This is a genomic window from Vibrio crassostreae, from assembly GCF_024347415.1.
In the GTDB taxonomy this organism is placed as follows: domain Bacteria; phylum Pseudomonadota; class Gammaproteobacteria; order Enterobacterales; family Vibrionaceae; genus Vibrio; species Vibrio crassostreae.
Window position 1 is genome coordinate 1,798,849 of sequence record NZ_AP025476.1, and the last position, 22,171, is coordinate 1,821,019.

Below are 22,171 nucleotides of genomic sequence, written 5' to 3' on the forward strand. Positions count from 1 at the left end.
ATCAGGATGAGGTTTTTTAGGCACAAAAAAATCGGCTATTGAGCCGATTTTGGGGAAGGTTTGACAGGTTTACGCGTTGCGATGTGTGTGAGAAATGATGGACTGAATAGAAGGCTAACCGACCATCGCAATGTGCGTTTGATGAAGAATAGCGTTCGCGTCTATCATTCTATCGTGCATGACCTTAATCGAGTCGCCAAAGCGTAACCCTTTTGAAGGTGTAAGCAGAAACTCTTCTAGGTCGACAAATGCACATAGGCTCGCGCACTCTCCCACTTCTAATACAATGAAATACCCTAAGCTATGCTCGTTATTCATTTGTACGATATCCCCTTCTTGAGGATATTCATGCCCAGCGCCCTGTGAGTCGAAGAACCAACTCTTAGGCTGTACAGGCTTATGGAAGCGTTTTGCTGCCACACAATAAAGCGCGAGTTCAGCTTGGCGAGGCTCAGACAGTTCTAAGCCAGAAATTTGTTCTTTGAAAGTTTGGTATGAAGATGCGTCATCAACGGTGAATTCATTATCTCTAAACGCGCAGTCCACCAGCTTATTGCGGACCAGATTCGTTTTGAAAATCATATCCTCTCCGAGGTTTAGCATTAATGAACATTGCTGCTCATCGTAATACCAACTCCATGTATCGCTAGGTTTAAGCATCATTTCGTCTCACACTGTTGAACCATTCCATTAGGTAAAACGCAAAATTACCTTCAATTACAGTAATTTTACTGAGCAATAGGCAAAAAAAAAGAGGAAATGAATTCCTCTTTCTTATCGCTTTTCTCTACAACTCAGTGAGTTACAGTGTCTCTTTTAGTAAGACGATGCCAGATTGTCGCTTTTCAAGAATAAAAGCAATTTTCAGCTTATAGATTTTTAACGATGTCGCCAACTAGGCCTGGACCTTTGTAGATGAAACCAGAGTAAACTTGTACAAGCTTCGCGCCTGCCATCATTTTCTCTTTTGCAGCAACATACGAGTCAACACCACCTACTCCAATGATCGGCAGTTTGTCACCAAGCTCTTCGTGAAGTTTGCGAACTACTTCAGTGCTGCGAGATTGAACTGGACGTCCACTTAGGCCACCCGCTTCATCGCAATGTTTCATACCTTCAACGATTGAACGATCCAATGTTGTATTTGTTGCGATCACACCATCGATCTTATTTTTGATCAATGATTCACAAATTTGGCGAATTTCGTCGTCGCTTAGATCCGGAGCAATCTTAAGAGCAAGAGGAACATATTTACCATGCTTCTCTTCCAGTTCAGATTGTTTGGTTTTAAGTTCAGACAACAGATCGTCTAGAGCTTCGCCGTATTGTAGAGAACGAAGTCCTGGAGTATTTGGTGATGAGATGTTCACAGCAATGTAACCAGCGTATTGATATACCTTCTCCATACAGATCAAGTAATCTTCAGCGCCCTTTTCAATTGGTGTGTCTTTGTTCTTACCGATGTTAATACCTAAGATGCCATCGTAGTTCGACTTCTTAACATTCTCAACAAGGTTGTCGACGCCTAGGTTGTTAAAGCCCATGCGGTTGATGATACCTTCAGCTTCAACAAGACGGAATAAACGAGGTTTGTCGTTACCCGCTTGTGGACGTGGAGTCACTGTTCCTACTTCTACGAAACCAAAACCCATAGCGCCAAATGCATCAATACATTCGCCGTTTTTATCTAGGCCTGCCGCGAGGCCAACTGGGTTTTTAAAAGTAAGACCCATGCACTCTACAGGTCGATGAGGTAATTGTTGGCGATACAAAAGATCAATTGGTGTGCCTGTAAAGCGTTTGAAATTTTGAATTGCAAGATCATGTGCCTTTTCGGCATCAAGTTGGAAAAAGCCAGTTCTGGCTAGACGGTAAAGCATTGTGCCTCCGATAGAAAAAAGCCCCGTGTAAACGGGGCGATATTATTTACTTATTTACCCAACTATTCAATCTATTACTGTCTGTAAGGGTAAGATAATCGAGTTTGCTAACGAATGAGGTTCATTATTAAGCAAACGTTACCGTTTCAAGCTCTGATTATCTATAGGGAATGCTCCTTATACCTCTTCAGCCACCAGCTCACTAATACAGTGAGACTTGTACGAATAGTTAATTTATCGAAAACTGTTTAGCCAAACGAAAAAGGCAGACCTAATGGCCTGCCCTTACAGTTTTTCGTTTCTATCTAGCTATTAGTCTTTCGACATACAGTTTAAATTCAGTAGCATCAATTCACGCAACGCCACTGAGAACTTAGCAAACTCATGAACAGAGCCCACTTTGAATTCGTTCAAGATGCTCTCCCAACGATGCAGAGAAACAGAGTTACTTTCCATCCAGTCATCAAGCGCTTTAATCACATCGATGTCTGAAGCACAGCCACAGTTAAGTACTTGGCCAGTTAGCTGACGTTGTTGCCAATCCAGATCTTCTCTGAATGCAGCACGTGCCAGCGCTTGCCAGTTGTTGTCTACAGCTTGGCCATTGATTTGCTTCAAGAACCAATGCAGTGACAAACGGTCGCCAAGGTTGAAGTAAAGCTTAGACGCTTGTTGTACTGTTTTACCTGTTTCACGAGCTACTGTGGATATATCCAGTGCTGAGTACAGGCTAGACAAACGAGCCACTGAATTAGCTAGCTCAGCGTTTACACCTTGGTCAATCCATAGTTGAGCCATTGCTTGATGCTCTTCTACTTCTGATGCGACTAGGTTTTCGTCCAGTTTTTCAGTAATCGCAGCCACATCACCTTGGTAAAGCTCAATCAATGCGTTCACTGACTGTTTACCCGTACGGTTTCTTAGCAACCAGCGTGCTAGGCGACGAAGCGTACGACGCACATGGTAAAGCAATTCGTATTGAGCTTCAGAACTTGAGATGTTGTCCAGTTCACGGATGCTCTTTAGTACCTTACCTAGACCGTAGATTTCACGTGATGCCGCGTAAGCATTCGCAATATCAACAATGTTCGCGCCCGTCTCTTCTTGCAAACGAGTCACAAAGTTACAGCCCATCTCGTTAACCATTTGGTTAGCAAGCGCAGTTGCAATGATCTCGGCACGTAGTGGATGGTTATCCATGTGCTGGGAGTAGTTACGGCGTAACTCTGTTGGGAAGTATTGCATCAGTTGTTGAGCATGGAACTCATCATTCGCAATATCATCACTTACAAGATCTTCTTTTAGAACCATTTTACCGTAAGCGATCAATACTGATAGCTCAGGTCTTGTTAATGCTTGGCCTTGCTTCTCACGCTCTAGCAGCGTTTCGTCATCTGGGATGTATTCCAAACCACGGTCTAAATATCCTGCTTTTTCCATTGTGTGGATGAAGCGGATTTGCTCTTTCACTAAGCCAACACCTTGATGCTCAGTCACAGAGATGGACTCAGCTTGGCAGTACGCATCATCTAGTACGATTTCACCAACTTCATCTTCCATTGACTCAAGCACTTGGTTACGTTGCTTAACGGTTAGATCACCATTAGACACTAAGCCATTCAAGAAGATCTTAATGTTAACTTCGTTATCCGAGCAATCTACACCACCAACGTTATCAACAAAGTCAGTATTCACTCGACCGCCCGTTAGAGCGTATTCAATACGACCCAATTGAGTCATACCCAAGTTACCGCCTTCACCAACCACCTTAGCTTTTAGGTCACGGCCGTCAATACGTAGCACGTCATTTGCACGGTCACCCACATCAGTATGAGTCTCGCTAGAAGACTTAACGTAAGTACCAATACCGCCATTCCAAAGTAGATCAACCTGCATAGACAAGATCGCTTTGATCAAGTCGTTTGGTGCCATAGAAGCTTTCTTGGTACCCAGCATTTTCTGAATTTCAGGTGTTAGGGAAATAGACTTCGCTCGACGAGAGAAGATGCCACCACCTTGAGAAATCAGGTCTTTATTGTAATCTTCCCAGCTTGAACGAGGCAGATTAAACAGACGGTCACGCTCTACCCAGCTTGATGCCGACTCTGGATTCGGGTCAATGAAGATATGCATGTGGTTAAACGCAGCTTGTAAGCGAATATGCTTAGATAGCAGCATACCGTTACCAAATACGTCGCCCGCCATATCACCTACACCAATTGCAGTGAAGTCTGTGCTTTGACAGTTGATGCCCATTTCACGGAAGTGACGTTTAACAGATTCCCAACCACCTTTCGCCGTGATACCCATAGCTTTATGGTCGTAACCGTTAGAACCACCAGAGGCAAACGCGTCACCTAACCAGAAGTTGTACTCTTCAGCTACCGAGTTCGCTAGATCTGAGAATGTCGCGGTACCTTTATCGGCAGCTACAACCAAGTACGGGTCATCTTCATCGTGACGAACAACACTCTTAGGTGGGATAACCTCACCTTCAATGATGTTGTCTGATACGTCTAGTAAGGCACGGATGAAGCGCTTGTAACAACGTTGACCTTCAGCAAAGATCTCATCTCGGCCAGACATAGTGTGTTGACGCTTACAAACAAAACCACCTTTAGCACCAACCGGAACGATAACCGTGTTCTTAACTTGTTGCGCTTTAACTAGACCTAGAATCTCAGTACGGAAGTCCTCTTGACGGTCTGACCAACGTAAACCACCACGTGCTACTTTACCGCCACGTAGATGAACACCCTCAATATCTGGTGCGTAAACGAAGATTTCAAACGCAGGAACCGGCGCAGGGATATCTGGAATCTCGCTTGGTCTCATTTTCAGAGCCAACCAAGGTTTAGACTGCTTGTTCTCATCTACTTGGTAGTAGTTAGTACGAAGCGTTGCAGTGATCATTTCCATGTAGCGACGAATGATACGATCATCATCCAAGCTCTCTACATGATCCAACTGTTCAGTGATCTTCTTAATAAGATCTTGTTGGCCTTTCACGCTGCCCTTCAGTTTAGGATCGAAACGCTTGCCGAATAAGCTCACTAGCCCTTTTGCTAACTCTGGGTAATGAGACAATGTGTCTTCAATGTATTGTTGGCTGAATGGGAAACCCACTTGACGCATGTAACGAGCATAAGCACGTAAAATTGAGATTTCACGGCCAGAAAGACCAGCGCCAAGTACCAAACGGTTGAAACCATCGCTGTCTAACTCACCCGCCCAAATTGCTGCGAACGCTTGTTGGAAAAGATCGCGCGCTTCGCGAAGATCGATAGTCTTATCGCTCTTGTGCAACATCGAGAAATCAAGGATCCAATATGTCACACCATTAGTTTTACGCACTTCATAAGGTGATTCACCAATAACGCGTAGGCCAAAGTTTTCAAGCATTGGCATAACATCAGAAAGGTGAATTGGCTCATCGCTGTGGTAGAACAACTTCAAACGAACTGCTTTTGAATCTGCCGCCTCTTCTTGAGGACGGTAGAAAAGCATACCCAATTTGTTGTCTTCACTTAGTGCTTCTAAACGTTCAATATCCGCAACTGCAGAACCTGGCATCATGTCTTCTTTGTACGAACGTGGGAATGCACGCATGTACTCTTTCGACAATGGAAGACCTTTGCTCTCACCGAAGTTTGCAATGATTGATTCAGACAGGCGGTCATCCCACGTAGACGATACTTCCATTAAATTTTGCTCAATTGTTTTCACGTCCACATCCATGTTGTTGTTATCAACACGAACAATATAGTGCGTTCTCGCCAGTGGGCTTTCAGAGAAGTAAGTTGTGAATTCAACCTCTTCTTCACAACCAAAGTACTGCTTCAAGATGCGTTGTGTTTGGCGACGAAGCTCAGTGTTGTAACGATCTTTTGTTACGTAAACCATGCAGCTAAAGAAACGGCCAAACGGGTCTTTGCGAACGAACAGACGCAGAAGATCGCGATCTTGCATTTGTACTACGCCAGTACCCACTTCAAGTAACTCTTCTTCTCGAGCTTGAAGCAGTTCATCACGTGGGTAGTTTTCAAGAATGTTGTGCAGTGCTTTGTAAGAGTATGAACCCTCACGGTAACCACTCGCGTCTAAGATTCGGTCTACTTTCTCACGAACAAGAGGAATCGTTTCAACGGTTTGGTTATAAACAGCAGACGTGTAAAGACCAGTAAAGCGGTGCTCACCAATGACCTTACCGTTCTTATCGAACTTCTTAATACCGATGTAATCGTTGTAAGCTGGGCGGTGAATGCGTGAAGCCGTGTTGCCCTTGGTTACAATAAGTACATAAGGCTTTTTCGCTTCAAGGCGTGCCGAATCAGAAAACTCAGACAACTTAACGTTGCGTACACGATCTGAATTCGCAAACAAACCAAGACCTTGCTCCTTGGTCGGTTGCAGTTCAGTGTCGCCGTTAACTGAAACTAGGTCATATTCCTTATAACCCATGAATGTAAAGTTGTGTTCACCTAACCAACGAAGAAACGCCAACGTTTCATCAAAACGTTGGCCATCTACAGGAATGCTCTCTTTCTGCTTTTCTACTTGATTGGTTACTTCTTCAAGTCTTTCAACCATCTTCAACCAATCGTTCACAACTAAGCTAGTATCGGTAAAGATATCCAGTAGCTCCGTTTTAAGAGCTGTCATTTCAGCTTTACTGCTAAGACGGTCTACTTCGATATGGAAAAGCGATTGGAATGCACCTTCGTTATTGCTAACACCGACAACACTGCCCTTATCTGAGCGAGAGATTTGTGTTGGGTTATGAAGCATAAGGTGAGAAGAAAGGTCTAGGCGAGTAAGTGCCATTTTTACAGAATCAACAAGGAACGGACTGTCTGGAACGACTATCTCAACGATAGTATGAGTAGACTGCCAACCTTGACGACTTACCGTCGGGTTGAAAACGCGTACAGAGATTTCGTCGGCTTTCTTTTCATTGATGTGATGCCATAAGCTAACTACAGCACCATATAAATCGGATTCGTTTCTCTGAGTTAGATCGTCGTGAGAAACGTTACTAAACAAGTGTTGAGCAAGTTGAGTTACGAGAGGTCGATGAGCAAGGTCAAGTTTGTCTTGAATCAGCTTGTAAACTTTTTCAAGTAAAACTGGAACCACAGTTTCACGTGCGGTCATAGTCACACTCCACAATTAGAATTATATTTTATTATTAGGGGGATCACTTAAGCTAGTGTTTGAAACGTGCCGCTGAGCGCTTTTCTACTAACGAGTTAAGCAAAGGTAATGCATTCATTTATTGTAAAAGCATTATTGAAAAATAGTTAATTGTTTTGGAGGTGGTAAGAGGTGAAATGTTTGATTATGTGATTAAGATTCCTTTTAACTCACTAGGCACGCCAAGGTTTACAGAGCTTCCAACTTAATAAACTTATTTTTTTGGTCAGTTGTCAGCCTAAACTGCCCTCTAACCCCTATTTGTGTAAGAAATGGTCTGAATCGAGTTGCAGGTAACTGTAAACGTAAACCTGTTGTTGTTATCACTTGAACTTTACTTGCCGCACCAGAATAGCTGGCTAAAAACTGCTGATATGAGATGTTAAGTTGGAAAATATAGCGATTCATACGATACCTGTATAAATATACAGTGCCAGTATTTTTTGGCACTTGACGATGTCTGACTGTGAAACCTAGCTTGAAACTGAACTTGAAACTGAACTTGAAACTGCTCTAGCTTATCGAAAATTCGATGAACCAGAAACAAAAAATCAGTGGCAGATATTCTCTACCACTGACGACTTTTCTTGATAAGTAAACAGATTTAAGTAAACCGTTACTTGAGAACGTTTAACTTAAGCTTCTAGTGCCTTCGTTACTTTCTCAAATAAGTCTTTAGCTAGGTTGTCCATCCCCTTTAAAGTCTCAAGTTCTTTCTTGATCAGAGCTTGGCGTTCATCATCGTACTTACGGAATTTAAGAAGCGGGTCAATCAGACGTGAAGCAACTTGCGGGTTACTGCTGTTAAGCTCACGCAAGATCTCGCCAGCAAACTCATAGCCCTGACCTGACTTGTCATGGAACTGTACCGGGTTCATGTTTAAGAATGAACCAACCAAGTTGCGAGTTCGGTTCGGGTTCTTCAAACTAAACGCTTGATGTGACATCGATGCTTTGATCACTTCAAGAGCATTGGAACTTGGGTTTGTACCTTGTAGAGCAAACCACTTATCCATAACAAGACCATCGTGTTTCCACTTGTCGCTGTAATCCGCCATCAAGGTTTCACGACATGGTAGTTGCGCACTGTTTGCCGCACCCATTGCTGCCATTGTATCGGTCATGTTGTTTGCTTGTTGGTACATTGCAACAACCAAATCGTTACCCTGTTCTGTGTGCGCTAAGTAACTTAGGCAAACTTTACGTAAAGTGCGCTTACCAATCGAATCGTGATCGATTGTGTATTCAGTGAGAGCATTGCTGTGATAAACCGCAGCTAACTCGTCTTCAAGCTCAGCGGCTAATGTTACTTTCATTGAGTTAAGAACAGATGCGACCGCATCAATATCAACACGCTCGTACCAACCTGATACTTCATTATGGCTTGGCAGTGAAAGCATTTCTGCGATAAACGCAGGCTCTAGTGAATCACTCAGCAGTACGCCACGGAATGCATCAACAACAGAATCAGAAAGCTCAAATGCTTGACCCTGTTGAACCTTCTCAACGTTGCTGCGAATGTACTTCGCCAATAGCATTTGACCAGCATCCCAACGAGAGAACTCATTGCGCGCATTCACCATCAAGAAGATAAGCTCTTCATCTGAATAGTCGTACTCCAATTTCACTGGCGCAGAGAATTCACGAAGTAGTGATGGGATTGGTTGTTCAGAAACGTTTTCAAACACGAAGGTTTGTTCCGCTTCTTTGACATCTAATACGTTATGAACTGGCTTTCCGTTACATTGTAACTCAACAACATCACCTGAAGCCGTGTACAGCTCGATATCCAGAGGGATATGCAAAGCCTGCTTTTCAGTTTGCTCATGCGTTGGTGCCGTTAATTGGCGAGTTGTTAACGTGTATTGTTTGTTTTCTGCATCGTAATGACTTTCAACAGACAGCGTCGGCGTACCAGACTGGCTGTACCATAAGCGGAACTGAGATAGGTCAACGCCAGATGCATCTTCCATTGCCGCGACGAAGTCTTCACATGTTGCAGCCGTGCCATCATGACGTTCAAAGTAAAGCTTCATGCCTTTTTGGAAACCGTCTTCACCCAACAATGTGTGGATCATTCGGATCACTTCGCTGCCCTTTTCGTAAACAGTCAGTGTGTAGAAGTTATTCATTTCTATCACTTTTTCTGGACGAATTGGGTGTGACATTGGGCTTGCGTCTTCAGCGAATTGTGGCCCGCGAATAATACGAACGTTGTTGATTCGGTTTACTGCGCGAGAGCCAAGATCAGACGAGAACTCCTGGTCACGGAATACGGTTAAGCCTTCTTTCAGACTTAACTGGAACCAATCGCGACAAGTCACTCGGTTACCAGTCCAGTTGTGGAAGTATTCATGGCCGATTACCGCTTCAATACCTAGGTAATCTGTATCCGTTGCAGTTTGGTCGTTTGCTAGAACAAACTTAGAGTTAAATACGTTCAGGCCTTTGTTTTCCATCGCACCCATGTTGAAGAAATCAACGGCAACGATCATGTAGATGTCTAAGTCGTATTCAAGATTGAAACGCTCTTCGTCCCACTTCATTGAGTTAATCAAAGAAACCATCGCGTGGTTTGCACGGTCTAGATTGCCTTTATCAACAAAGATTTCTAGGTCAACTTTGCGACCCGATTGTGTGGTGTATGCGTCACGAAGTACATCGAAGTCACCCGCAACTAAAGCAAATAGGTATGCCGGCTTGGGATGTGGGTCTTGCCACTTCACCCAATGACGACCGTTTTCAGCTTCGCCTTCATCTACACGGTTACCATTGCTTAATAAGAATGGGTTTTCTGCTTTGTCTGCGATTACTGTGGTGGTGAATTTCGCCAACACATCTGGGCGATCCATGTAGTAAGTAATACGACGGAAACCTTCGGCTTCACACTGAGTACAGAACGCACCACCCGACTTGTACAAGCCTTCAAGTGCGCTATTCCCTTCAGGGTTAACTTCAGTAACGATGGTTAGAGTAAATTCTTTTGGAAGGTCATTCAGCGTCAGTTGAGTTTCAGACTGCTCGTACTGAGTCCATTCGTTGCCTTCAACCAAAACAGAAACCAACTTCAAGCCTTCACCATCAAGTACTAATGTCGCGCTGTCTTTCTCCTGCTTAACACTAGAAATAGCCGTAACAATGGATGCTGAATCGTATAAATCGAAAGTAAGATCGATATCAGAAATAGTGTGAGATGGTGATTGATAATCTTTACGATACTTGGCTTGAGGTGTATGTGCCATGACGGGTTCCTTTTGATCGTTATACGTAATTATTTGTTAACTGTATATATCTAAAGGTTGAACGCCAAGAACACAAGAGGAATATTAAAAAAAGGAGGCATTGTAAGAAAATGCCTCCATGTTTTGCTATTTTATCAATCAAATCAGAAAGGAAAGGCTAAGAAATGAACTGTGTACCATATTTTCAACGAGCCGATGTTATGGATAAAACTCGTACTTAACGTATGCGATTAAGCACTGCGAACATGTCTCCCTCTTCACCTTGCAGCGTCAAGACATCGCTGTTCAGTGTATATCGAGTACCGTGTTCACCGTTCTCATAAAGTAACACTAGCTGGTCGCCTTCGGTGTAATACACACCGCGACGAATGACTTCACCGCCTTCTTCATCTGATACTCGAAACATGAAAATAAAATCAGGTTGAAGCACTAAATCCATTTTTTGAATGTTACTCGCACGCAAATCGCTTCCAGACAGTTCGGCGCTTGACCATATTCCAGCCAGAGCGTTGGGCAAGGCTTTGGTGAACATAACACCATTAAGATTCAGCATATTATGATTGCTGCTGTACGCGTAAACTTGGGGCTCAGAAGTATTCAAACCCAAAATAATCGTATCTTCATTGGCGTTATACAAACCTTCCCAATGATCAACACTATAGTCTTTCTTTTGGATATCGATAGTGAATGAGTAATTGGAATCGAGAGTGAGTTTGATTGCTCTAAAGTTTTCAGTACCTTGCTCAGGATCTGGATTCATCAAATACCAATCGCCAAGCAACAAAGGAAGGTCAAAATGAGATAGATTACTATCACTTTTTGATTGTTGACTGTTCGAAGCAACCTCGCTCCCAAAAGCAACAAAACTTAAACAAGATAAAATTAGTAGAATCCACTTCATATGTGCCCCCTCGTTTTCTTTAAGCTTAGGCACGTAATGATTAGAAAGCGAAAAAATATGATCCAAGTCACTAAATTTTAAGTGCGAAGTAACTTAAATGTCATTATTCAACGAAAAACAGAGCTAAATGCCCCTTAACATTGAGTGTTCTTTACGACAATCTCAACGGTTACAATCAGATATTCCTGTCAAATCATAGACACAAAAAAGCGAGCCTAAGCTCGCTTTTTAAATAGTACGTCTTTAAACAATCACCTTTTAACAGGCATTCTGTTTATTTCTTGATCATATCCAGCATGATAGCAACTGATTCATCAAGATAAGCATCCGGGGCTTCGTAGTCTTTTGGAATATCATCCAACGTTTTAAATGCCTCTAATTTAGCAGCTTTTTGACGTTGGTTAATACGCTCTAGACGAAGCGCATCCGCATCATCACTCTCTTGTTGACGAACCTTTTCATTAAGAGAAAGGTCGTTGTCGTCTTTATCTGCCTTATATTTTTCAATATCTTGCGCGATAAAGCCAAATTCCATGTCTGTTGCGATACGAGCTTGGTGTTTAGCCGTCAACGCTGCGATTTGCTCATCGTTACGCTGTAACACTGAGTACTTCGCTTTGTCGATGCTGTCCCAAGGAAGAGCATTGTCTTCAACACTTTCACCAGTATCGGCAGGATCAATTGGCGTTGGGTAAGCAATATCAGGCACTACGCCCTTGTTTTGCGTACTACCACCATTGATTCGGTAGAATTTCTGGATTGTGTATTGAACGTAACCCAACTCTTTATCGAACAAATCATAAATATGATTCAAAGAGCGATGCTGTTGCACCGTACCTTTACCGAAAGAGTTTTCACCCAAGATAATTGCACGACCGTAATCTTGCATCGCTGCTGCAAAGATTTCAGATGCTGAAGCACTATAGCGATTCACCAATACCGTTAACGGACCTTGGTAACTGATTTGGCCATCGGTATCACTGTTCACTTTGACACGACCGTAGCTATCACGAACCTGAACAACAGGTCCCTCTTTGATAAACAAACCAGAGAGTTCGGTTGCTTCAGTCAGTGCACCACCACCGTTGTTTCGAAGGTCAACAATAATACCTTCAACACCTTGCTCTTTAAGCTCGGTGATCAGTTTATCGGTATCTTTAGAAAGACCAACATAGAAGCTTGGTACTTCTAGTACACCAATCTTCTTGCCGTCTTTCTCGATCACTTCTGATTTAACAGCGCGGTCTTCTAAACGAATCTTATCGCGAACAATTGTGACAACGTGACTTTTTGCATCTTTACCATCTGGCAAGATCTGTAGCTTAACTTTGGTCCCTTTCGGGCCTTTGATAAGTTGTACTACATCGTCTAAACGCCAGCCGATAACATCAACAATCTCTTCGCCATCTTGACCAACGCCGACAATGCGGTCGCCATCACTCAATTGTTTGCTGTTTGACGCAGGGCCACCAGCAACTAAAGATCGAATAACGGTGTAGTCGTCTGTCATCTGAAGTACAGCACCAATACCTTCTAGAGATAGGTTCATCTCGGATTGGAATTGCTCTGCATTTCTTGGAGAAAGGTAACTGGTGTGCGGATCAACTTCACGCGCGAATGCGTTCATGTAGATCTGGAAAGCATCTTCGTTGTGCGACTGCGTAATACGCTTCATCGCATTGTTGTAACGCTTTTCCAAAACTTCTTGAATCTCTGGCCACTCTTTACCAGTAAGTTTTAGATTCAACGCATCGTATTTAACGCGTTTTCTCCAAAGCTCATTCACTTCAGCGATATCTTTTGGCCATTCCGCTTCGCTACGATTTAGCTCAATACTTTCATCGGTATCAAACTTAATCTCTGTATCTAGCAAAGACAATGCATATTGAAAACGTTCAAAACGCTTCTGCATAGACAGATTATAAACATCAAATGCAATCTGGTTATTGCCCGATTTCAGCTGATCATCAATTTGTTTAGATGACGCAGAGAAAGAGTCAATATCAGCTTGAGTGAAGATATTACGATTATAATCCAGCATCTCTAAGTAACGATTAAAGATAGCTTGAGAGAAATCATCGTTGAGATTGAAGTGTTTATAGTGAGAACGAGTAAATCGAGAAGTAACACGTTTACTAGCAGTTTCGTGTTGGACCTCAGGAGCGAGTAGAGGTAAATCGTCCTGATCTAATTTGGCTTCGAGAGCCTGAGCTGAAGCTGCTAGCCAAAAGCTAGCAGCAATCAGTGTCAATTTTGAACGGCATTTCATGCGTAGGAGTATCTCCTTTAAGCGCGCAAGTGCTCCGCTTTAACAACCATTTGTAGGCCGTTTGCTAACTGAACACGCACATCTTCCTTATTGATTTCAACAATGGTCGCAGCCATGTTTCCTTTACCCATGTTCACATTCACTTCTTTGCCAGCGATGAATTCGTCAGCGTTCAAAGCGCGTGTTTCTACAGGCTTTTCTACTTTTGGTGCTTTAGGCGCTTGACGACGAGGCTGTTGAGCTTTCTTCGCCTTAGGTTTCGCTTTGCCTTCTTCACGAGCTTTTTGTGCTTGTTCTTTACGACGAGCCTGAACTTTCGCTTTGCTTTCTGCAAGTGTAGCTTTAGCGTGTTCAACGTGCTCTTCTTCTAGTGTGCCACACGCGTTGCCGTCTAGGTCAACACGTTCTGCGCCAGCTTTTACGCCGTGCAGGTAACGCCATGATGATGTGTACTGTCTTAACGCTGCACGAAGCTGAGTCTTACTTACTTTTTCGTCTTCATTAAGACGTTCAGCAAGATCTTGAAAAATACCAATTTTAAGTGGCTTCGCTTCACCTTCTAGAGTAAAGCATTTAGGGAAACATTCAGCAATATATGCGATAACTTCTTTGCTGTTTTTTAACTTTTCAGTGTTTTCCATGTGGGTTCCTGGTTTTTGCGGTTTTCCGCGAGCATTAAGAAAATATTTTTACGTATTATAGAGAGATGCTTGGGAAAAACCACAGTAAGAGAATAATTTATGCCTTGTTCGCGTGCGAATTAAGCAGCTTTTCCACTTCTGCCATGAAAAATGTCAATCCGTCCTCGTCAATTTGAGAAAAACGGCCAACATTTGGGCTATCGATATCAAGAACACCCGCTATTTTTCCACCAATAGAGAACGGAATTACGATTTCTGAGTTACTTGCAGCGTCACAAGCGATGTGACCTTCGAACTCATGAACATCATGAATGCGCTGAACTGTATTCGTCGCAACCGCAGTTCCACACACCCCACGCCCTACCGGAATTCGCACACAAGCAGGTTGGCCTTGAAAGGGACCCAGTACAAGTTCGTCTTTTTCCTTAGCTTGATCTTGCTTCATTAAATAGAAACCCGCCCAATTCAAGTCATCCAATTCCATGAACAATAATGAGCTGATATTAGCAAGATTAGCAGTTAGATCGGTTTCTGATTCAATTAATGCAACGGCTTGTTTGGTTAAGCGTTGGTAATGTTCTATTTTCATATTAACTTCCAATTAAATTGAGACTTCCATTATCAAGAGAACGCAGTAGAATGCGGCCATCAAACTAAATAGGACTTATTCTCATTACAATGAACAATTCAGAAGACACTATTAGCCGTTCTTGGTTAATAACTCAAGTAAAAAAACACAAGTCCAAATTACTGTTTGCTAACATTATTGCCATACTTGCAACTCTCATCAGTGTCCCTATCCCGTTGCTCATGCCATTAATGGTTGATGAAGTATTACTTGATAAGCCGGCTTCTGGCTTAGATATGATGAACCACCTACTTCCAACATCGTTGCAGACACCCACTGGCTATATTGCACTGACTTTACTGTTAGTCATTATCATGCGTACCGTTAACCAAGCGTTGAACATTCTACAAGGGCGTCAATTCACGCTCGTCTCCAAAACAATTACCTATCAAATGCGTAGCAAGATGATAGATAAGCTTGGCCGTATTAGTATTCGACAATACGAGACCAAAGGCAGCGGCGGTATTAATGCTCACCTAATAACAGACATAGAGACAATCGATAAGTTCATTGGCTCAACGCTATCTAAGTTCCTCATCAGCTTCTTAACTGTGTTCGGCACCGCGATCGTGTTGTTATGGTTAGAGTGGCGTTTAGGGTTGTTCATTCTACTGGTCAATCCTGTTGTTATTTATTTCTCTCGTAAACTAGGCAGCAAGGTTAAGCACCTTAAAAAGTACGAGAACCAATCTTTCGAACGCTTTCAGAATCGCTTGGTGGAAACCTTAGATGGCATTTACCAACTGCGTGCAGCGAATAAAGAACGCATTTTTCTCGATGAGCTTAAGGTTCAAGCAAACCAAGTAAGAATCGATGCCGACAAATACGCTTGGCAATCTGAAGCTGCTGGCCGCGTTTCGTTTCTCCTCTTCTTGTTAGGTTTCGAGCTTTTCCGCGCTGTCGCTATGCTAATGGTTCTATTCAGTGACTTAACCATTGGTCAGATTTTTGCGGTATTTGGTTACTTATGGTTCATGTTGGGCCCGGTTCAAGAGCTGCTAGGGATTCAATTCTCTTGGTATAGTGCAAAAGCGGCACTGCAACGCATCAACGATCTACTTCAATTAGAAGAAGAGAAGCGCCCGATTAGCAAAGTAAACCCGTTTTATGAAGATCAAGAAGTGACAGTCGACATCGAAGACGTTACATTCTCTTACACATTAGAAAACACTGTTTTAAATAGGCTATCACTACACATCCCTGCAGGTAAGAAAGTCGCTTTGGTGGGTGCGAGTGGTGGTGGTAAATCTACCTTAATCCAGTTGCTAATTGGGGTTTACCAAGCGGACTCAGGTTGCATTCGCTATAACGGTGAAACAACCGACGACATCAGCTTTGATGTAATACGTAATCAAATTGCCGTTGTTTTACAACAACCTATACTCTTTAACGATACATTGAGGCATAATCTGACCCTTGGTGCTGAATACGATGAAATGTCGTTGTGGCGTGCGCTTGAAGTCTCTCAAATGCAAGATGTCATCAAGCAACTCAGCAATGGCTTAGATACACAGATTGGTAGGAATGGCGTCCGACTGTCTGGCGGTCAACGACAACGCTTAGCAATAGCTCGTATGGTGCTGAGCAATCCTAAGTTTGTTATTCTTGATGAAGCGACATCTGCACTCGATACAGCAACAGAGTCAGCACTGCATAAAGCGTTGAGCGAGTTTTTGAAAGATCGCACAACTTTGATAGTGGCTCATCGATTATCAGCGGTGAAACAAGCCGATCTAATCTATGTTTTAGAAGATGGGCAAGTCACACAAACGGGAACACATGGTGAATTGGTTGAACAACAAGGACTTTATCAAACACTCTACGGCAGTGTGCAATCGCACGCCTGATGTTTGTAGTCCTAAGCATTTAAATCGGGCATCGAGCCTAACTGACGTTTCAACTTGGGAGGTCGCGTGACCTCCCCATTCCCCACCAACCCTTTATCAACTCAGCATCAATGCGATAGTAGCTCAGTGCGCCTTTGTCAGGGCTGCGAACTCCCCGTTGATAAAATGGACATCCCTTTAGGGAAATCCGCTTACTGCCCAAGGTGTGGCACTCAGCTTTATAGAGGCGGCACTCCTAGCCTGTCTGGAAACCTAGCAATCGCTGTCACTTGTTTATTGCTATTTATCCCATCGCACTTTTTCGAATTCATCAGCATTCGCTTGATTGGTGTCATGATACCCGCGACTTTACCATCCGGCGTCTTTACCTTAATGGGCGAAGGTTTCCCTTTGCTTGGTTTGCTGATTCTGTTCTGCAGTTCGATCGCTCCGTTGCTTGTATGTAGCTCGGTGCTCATCACCCATGTATCACTGCGTTTTAAGATCTTCACACCCTTTCGCTATGCATTAGCCATTATTCAGACCCTCAAACATTGGATGATGTTGGATGTGTTTCTGGTAAGTTTGGCGGTCTCATGTTTCAAACTGCAAGATTACTCAGATATTTTTGTAGGCCCAGGATTGGTTGGCCTGATTCTTCTGCAACTTTTCAGCGTATTATTGGTAAGCCGTATCAGTGTGCGTCGCTACTGGGAAGCTTGGGCAAAAGAATCTGACTACTCTTTTGCTGAAAGTAAGAACATACACTGTCACAACTGCCACCTATCTCAACCGGATGGACATACTTGCGTGCGTTGTCACCATGACTTATACCACCGCAAGCCCTACTCTATACAGAAGACATGGGCTCTGCTGTTTGCCGCATCAGTGGCTATTGTGCCAGCCAACGTTATTCCGATTTCTATCCTTATAACAAACGGACAAAGGCTAGAAGACACAATAATTTCTGGTGTCGCGTCGCTGATAAATAGCGATATGTATGGCATTGCAGCGATCATTTTTATTGCCAGTATCGTCGTGCCCGTCGCGAAAATTCTCGGCCTCGCATACATCTTAATCTGTATCAAGATGAAGCGCGCCGTTTACCACAGACAACGCATGACCATCTATTTCATTGTGAAATGGGTGGGGAAATGGTCGGTGATGGACCTGTTCGTTATTTCGATCATGATGACCTTGGTCGACCGTGGACAGATTTTAAACTTTACACCAGGTTATGGTGCAGTCGCTTTTGGCGTCGTAGTTGTTCTCACGATGCTGGCAGCGGAAAGCTTAGATCCTAGGCTAATTTGGGATAACTACACCTCTAAAGATGAGTCAGTGAATGAACAACGATAACCAATCACAAACGTCATATTCACCAGAAGTAAGGAAAAACAAAGGCATCTCACCTTTGTGGATTCTACCGATATTAACCGTTGCATTAGCCGGTTGGTTGGTCATGAAATCGATACACGATGCTGGGCAACGTGTGCAGATATACTTCTCAGATGCCGCAGGTTTAGTCGCAGGTCGAACAACGATTCGTTACCAAGGCTTAGAGGTGGGTATGGTGCGTGACATCACCTTGTCCAAAGATTTATCGAGCATCTACGTTGATGCTGACATCTACCCAGAAGCTAAGAAGCTTCTCTCAAAAGGCACTCGTTTTTGGCTTGTGAAGCCAACGGCAAGTTTGTCGGGTATCTCAGGGTTAGACGCTCTTGTTTCAGGTAACTATATTGCTATACACCCGAGCGAAACCAAAGAAGACCCAGAAACCGTTTTCCAAGCCTTAGAATCATCCCCTTCCGACTTACTGGCTTCTGAAGGTTTGAATATTTCACTGACGACCAAAGATCTAGGCGGTGTGTCTGTTGGTTCTCAAATCGTTTACCGCAAAATTCCAATTGGTGAAGTTTACAACTACCAACTAAACGACAACGCTAAATCCGTTACGATTCAAGCGTCGATTAAAGACGAATACAGCCATATCATCACCGACCAAAGCCGCTTTTGGAATGTCAGTGGTTTGGGTGCAAGTATTGGTTTTTCTGGTGTTGATGTTCGCTTAGAAAGCCTAAGTGCATTGCTTGGCGGTTCAATTGCGGTCGACTCTCCAGGAGAAGGCCAACCGGTTGAGATGAATACCAAGTTCAAGCTCTACCCAGATTTGAAAACAGCGGGTCGTGGTATCTCTATCAAGATCGCCGTTCCCGATGATAATAAGATCAGTGCAACGGGTGCTCCGATCATGTATCGAGGAATCGAAATCGGTCAAATCACTGACTTATCCTTAAGTGAAGGGCGCGAAAACGTCGTTGCATCTGCCGCTATCCAGCCTGCATTCAGTGACTTTTTGAATAGCGGCAGTAAATTCGTTCTAGAAGAAGCAGAACTATCGCTTACAGGCATGAAAAATATTGCCAACTTAGTGACAGGTAACTTTTTAACCTTGGTACCGGGTGAAGGTGAAAAAGCACGTCGATTTACTGCGATCCGTAAAAACGAGTTCAGTCAGGAACAAGAAAAGTCGGTCGCGATTCGCTTAACCTCAAACAATTCATTCGGGCTGGATGTCGGTACACAGCTTCTTTACAAAGGTATTGCTGTTGGCTCTATCATCCATGTGGGATTGGTTGATGGTGTTGGGACGGGCTCTGATAAACACGAAGTCTTCATGGATGCACTTATCGATAATGAATACGCGCACCTTATCAAAAGCCACAACCGTTTCTTTGTGACAGGCAGTGCGACGGCAGAACTAACCGAATCAGGCCTGAGTGTTACGGTCCCGCCGGCGAAGCAGCTTCTTACTGGCTCAATTAGCTTTGTGAGTGAAGGCAAATCTGAGGCTAGAACGAATTACCAGCTTTTCCAAAGTAAATCGTTAGCAGAAATCGCCAAGTTTAATCAGTCGGGTTCAAAGACGCTTTCGTTGTTTGCGAGTGAACTACCATCAATTTCTAAAGGCAGCCCACTACTCTACCGCAACCTACAAGTGGGTAGTATTTCTGATTTTCAGCTTGCAGACGGTGGCGTAAGAATTAAGGTCACGATCGAAAATCGTTACACGCACTTACTCAATAAACATACCGTTTTCTGGAACCGTTCAGGCGTTGAGGTTGATGCGTCGCTATCGGGTATAAGTATTAAAGCTGCACCGGTTAAAACCCTTATCCAAGGCGGTATTGCTTTTGACTCTCTGCCGGGAATCGACAACAAACTCGGCGATGTGTGGAAGCTTTATAAAGATTCGAAATCCGCTCGAAAATTTGGCCGCGCGATTACCATCACCTCTTCCGGCGATCAAGAAGTCAGCAAGGGCATGGCGATCAAATATCAAGGTGTCACTGTTGGTGAGGTTACTTTGGTGATTCCGAACTTCAACAAGGGCGGTATTGAAATTACTGCGCGTATTTTACCAGAGTACGTCGACAAGATTGCGGTGGCGAACAGTCACTTCTGGTTGGCTGAACCTGAGATTGGCCTTAACGGCATCAAAAACGTCTCTGCACTGCTCTCTAAGCACATAAATGTAGATCCTGGCAAAGGCGAAAGAAACACGAAATTTAAGCTCAGCAAGGGACCAGTGCAGCCTGAAGGTAAGATATTCCAGCTACAAAGCGAAACGCGAGGCTCGGTATCTGAAGGCACACCTATCCTATTCCGTGAGCTAGAAATCGGCAGTGTTATCGATGTTCAGCTAGGCGAGTTTGCTGACCGTATCATCTCTACAATTCAAATCGAGCCAGACTATGCCTACCTAATCCGCGCAAACACTGTGTTCTGGAACGTATCGGGCGTCGATGTCTCTATCGGTCTGTCAGGCGCAAACATCAAAGCTGGAACGGTAGACAGTTTATTACGAGGTGGTATTACATTCTCAACGCCACCGACGAATGAACTTCAACCAGTGGCTAGCGAAGATCAGTCTTTCTACCTCTATCCTAAAGCCGAAGATGAGTGGAAGTCATGGAGAACTGCGATTCCTCGCCCATAGTGAATCCCCTGACATTCCAGGAAGATTAATTCTTCATCAAAATGCAGCCATTAGGCTGCATTTTTGTTGTTTGCTGTAAATATGGTTTAGGGCGGCCTCATTTTGCTTTAAACTCCACGCATTAATGCAATAAATCGAGATACTCTTTTGCACGCTAACGTATATATTCCTGAAGAATTCCTAACGCACATCGAAGCAATCATGCCGAGTCATCTAGATATGGCTTCTTTTGTCGCATCATGCCAAAAACCACTTCGTAAAAGTATTCGAGTCAACACATTGAAAATCAGTGTTGAAGACTTCCTAGTACGAGCAAAAGAGAAAGGCTGGGAACTGGAACCTGTACCTTGGTGCGAAACGGGCTTTTGGATTACAGCGGACGAAAGTGAAGCGCCACTAGGTAATACGGCAGAACACATGTCTGGTCTTTTCTACATCCAAGAAGCCAGCTCGATGATGCCACCTTCGGCACTTTTCCAAGGCGAAGCTGATTACCAAGCGGTGTTAGACACGGCGGCTGCACCCGGTTCTAAAACAACGCAAATCGCTGCGCTAATGAATAATCGCGGCGTATTGGTTGCCAACGAATACGCAGCAAGCCGTGTGAAAGTCCTTCACGCTAACATTGAACGTTGTGGCGTTCGTAATGCCGCTCTAAGTAACTTTGACGGTCGAGTTTTCGGTGGTTGGTTACCAGAACAGTTTGATGCTGTACTGCTTGATGCACCCTGCTCTGGCGAAGGTACCATTCGTAAAGACGCTGATGCGATGAAGAACTGGACGTATCAATCTGTGGTCGACATTGCCGACACGCAAAAAGATCTGATTGAAAGTGCATTCCATGCGCTTAAACCTAATGGTGTGTTGGTTTACTCAACGTGTACGCTTAGCACCGAAGAGAACCAACAAGTGTGTCATCACTTAAAAGAGACCTTTGGTGATGCGGTTGAATTCGAATCTCTGGAGTCACTGTTCGACAATGCAAAAGCAACCACGACAGAGGAAGGTTTCCTTCATATCTTCCCACAGGTGTATGACTCAGAAGGTTTCTTCGTTGCACGTATCCGCAAACTAGCGTCTGTAACACCACCAGAAGTTAAAAAGCGTATGGGTAAATTCCCATTTGAAAAAGCATCAAAGAAAACTCAGCAAGAAGTCGCTGAACAACTAATGAGTGCTCTCGATATCGAACTGCCAAGTGACACTCAAGTTTGGATTCGTGACAAAGACGTTTGGCTATTCCCAGAAGCGCTCGAGCCGATGATCGGTGAATTCCGCTTCTCTCGTATGGGCATCAAGATCGCAGAAACCCATAAAAAGGGTTACCGCTGGCAACACCAAGTGGCAACGACGCTAGCCACAGGCAATGAAGCCATCATTGTAGACCTTAGCATCCAAGACGCTCGTGAGTGGTTCATGGGACGAGATGTTCGCCCGGAAGGCTTGTCAGGTAAAGGCGAAGTACTAGTGAAGTACAATGGTACAATCATCGGCCTTGGTAAGTGGGTTGGCAACCGAGTGAAGAATGGTTTACCACGCGAACTCGTCCGCGATAAGAACCTTTTCTAGTCGCTCGATAAAAGCTCGC

General features: G+C 43.8%; 13 protein-coding genes. 4 read left to right on the forward strand and 9 right to left on the reverse strand.

The window, feature by feature from the left end; genetic code table 11:
* Window positions 1–114 precede the first annotated feature (114 nt).
* The 9 genes from OC193_RS08330 to OC193_RS08370 all read right to left on the reverse strand — a co-directional run bounded on the left by OC193_RS08330 (window position 115) and on the right by OC193_RS08370 (window position 14,715).
* Window positions 115–663 carry a cell division protein ZapC gene (locus OC193_RS08330; RefSeq protein WP_017059680.1) on the reverse strand — a complete coding sequence of 183 codons (549 nt, stop codon included), beginning with the start codon at window positions 661–663 and terminating at the stop codon, window positions 115–117.
* Between the two features lie 206 nt (window positions 664–869).
* The gene (pyrD, locus tag OC193_RS08335; RefSeq protein ID WP_017063847.1) at window positions 870–1,880 is read right to left on the reverse strand and encodes a quinone-dependent dihydroorotate dehydrogenase; all 1,011 of its coding nucleotides are present in this window, start codon (window positions 1,878–1,880) and stop codon (window positions 870–872) included.
* A 312-nt stretch (window positions 1,881–2,192) separates the two neighbouring features.
* Complete coding sequence (locus OC193_RS08340; RefSeq protein WP_048661954.1) at window positions 2,193–7,034, reverse strand: NAD-glutamate dehydrogenase; 4,842 nt, start codon at window positions 7,032–7,034, stop codon at window positions 2,193–2,195.
* A 228-nt stretch (window positions 7,035–7,262) separates the two neighbouring features.
* Window positions 7,263–7,481: a DUF2835 domain-containing protein gene (locus OC193_RS08345; RefSeq protein ID WP_004733645.1), complete on the reverse strand. Its 219-nt coding sequence runs from the start codon at window positions 7,479–7,481 to the stop codon at window positions 7,263–7,265.
* A 227-nt stretch (window positions 7,482–7,708) separates the two neighbouring features.
* Window positions 7,709–10,315 carry an aminopeptidase N gene (gene pepN, locus OC193_RS08350; protein ID WP_048661953.1) on the reverse strand — a complete coding sequence of 869 codons (2,607 nt, stop codon included), beginning with the start codon at window positions 10,313–10,315 and terminating at the stop codon, window positions 7,709–7,711.
* Between the two features lie 217 nt (window positions 10,316–10,532).
* Window positions 10,533–11,216 carry a hypothetical protein gene (locus OC193_RS08355; RefSeq protein ID WP_048660785.1) on the reverse strand — a complete coding sequence of 228 codons (684 nt, stop codon included), beginning with the start codon at window positions 11,214–11,216 and terminating at the stop codon, window positions 10,533–10,535.
* A 274-nt stretch (window positions 11,217–11,490) separates the two neighbouring features.
* On the reverse strand, window positions 11,491–13,485 hold the full coding sequence (gene prc / locus OC193_RS08360; RefSeq protein WP_048661952.1) for a carboxy terminal-processing peptidase: 1,995 nt from the start codon (window positions 13,483–13,485) through the stop codon (window positions 11,491–11,493).
* A 17-nt stretch (window positions 13,486–13,502) separates the two neighbouring features.
* Window positions 13,503–14,126, reverse strand: coding sequence for an RNA chaperone ProQ (proQ, locus tag OC193_RS08365; RefSeq protein WP_017057223.1), 624 nt, complete (start codon window positions 14,124–14,126; stop codon window positions 13,503–13,505).
* 97 nt (window positions 14,127–14,223) lie between these two features.
* Window positions 14,224–14,715, reverse strand: coding sequence for a GAF domain-containing protein (locus tag OC193_RS08370; protein ID WP_017630025.1), 492 nt, complete (start codon window positions 14,713–14,715; stop codon window positions 14,224–14,226).
* 89 nt (window positions 14,716–14,804) lie between these two features.
* On the opposite strand from OC193_RS08370, the gene OC193_RS08375 reads away from it, so the two are divergent.
* From OC193_RS08375 to rsmF, 4 genes are all read left to right on the forward strand, one after another.
* Window positions 14,805–16,601, forward strand: coding sequence for an ABC transporter ATP-binding protein (locus tag OC193_RS08375; protein ID WP_048666384.1), 1,797 nt, complete (start codon window positions 14,805–14,807; stop codon window positions 16,599–16,601).
* A 54-nt stretch (window positions 16,602–16,655) separates the two neighbouring features.
* On the forward strand, window positions 16,656–17,939 hold the full coding sequence (locus OC193_RS08380; protein ID WP_048660782.1) for a paraquat-inducible protein A: 1,284 nt from the start codon (window positions 16,656–16,658) through the stop codon (window positions 17,937–17,939).
* A complete protein-coding gene (locus OC193_RS08385; protein ID WP_048661950.1) occupies window positions 17,926–20,583 on the forward strand; it encodes an MlaD family protein in 2,658 nt (885 codons plus the stop codon). The genes OC193_RS08380 and OC193_RS08385 overlap by 14 nt, the downstream gene beginning before the upstream one ends.
* A gap of 147 nt (window positions 20,584–20,730) precedes the next feature.
* Window positions 20,731–22,152, forward strand: coding sequence for a 16S rRNA (cytosine(1407)-C(5))-methyltransferase RsmF (gene rsmF, locus OC193_RS08390; protein WP_048661949.1), 1,422 nt, complete (start codon window positions 20,731–20,733; stop codon window positions 22,150–22,152).
* Window positions 22,153–22,171: the final 19 nt, after the last annotated feature.

Bases quoted from the DNA above. Each gene is read 5' to 3' on its own strand.
- OC193_RS08385 (WP_048661950.1), top strand. From the start codon at position 17,926: ATGAACAACGATAACCAATCACAAACGTCATATTCACCAGAAGTAAGG.
- prc (WP_048661952.1), bottom strand. From the start codon at position 13,485: ATGAAATGCCGTTCAAAATTGACACTGATTGCTGCTAGCTTTTGGCTA.
- OC193_RS08370 (WP_017630025.1), bottom strand. From the start codon at position 14,715: ATGAAAATAGAACATTACCAACGCTTAACCAAACAAGCCGTTGCATTA.
- OC193_RS08375 (WP_048666384.1), top strand. From the start codon at position 14,805: ATGAACAATTCAGAAGACACTATTAGCCGTTCTTGGTTAATAACTCAA.
- OC193_RS08330 (WP_017059680.1), bottom strand. From the start codon at position 663: ATGATGCTTAAACCTAGCGATACATGGAGTTGGTATTACGATGAGCAG.
- OC193_RS08355 (WP_048660785.1), bottom strand. From the start codon at position 11,216: ATGAAGTGGATTCTACTAATTTTATCTTGTTTAAGTTTTGTTGCTTTT.
- proQ (WP_017057223.1), bottom strand. From the start codon at position 14,126: ATGGAAAACACTGAAAAGTTAAAAAACAGCAAAGAAGTTATCGCATAT.
- OC193_RS08345 (WP_004733645.1), bottom strand. From the start codon at position 7,481: ATGAATCGCTATATTTTCCAACTTAACATCTCATATCAGCAGTTTTTA.
- OC193_RS08340 (WP_048661954.1), bottom strand. From the start codon at position 7,034: ATGACCGCACGTGAAACTGTGGTTCCAGTTTTACTTGAAAAAGTTTAC.
- pepN (WP_048661953.1), bottom strand. From the start codon at position 10,315: ATGGCACATACACCTCAAGCCAAGTATCGTAAAGATTATCAATCACCA.
- pyrD (WP_017063847.1), bottom strand. From the start codon at position 1,880: ATGCTTTACCGTCTAGCCAGAACTGGCTTTTTCCAACTTGATGCCGAA.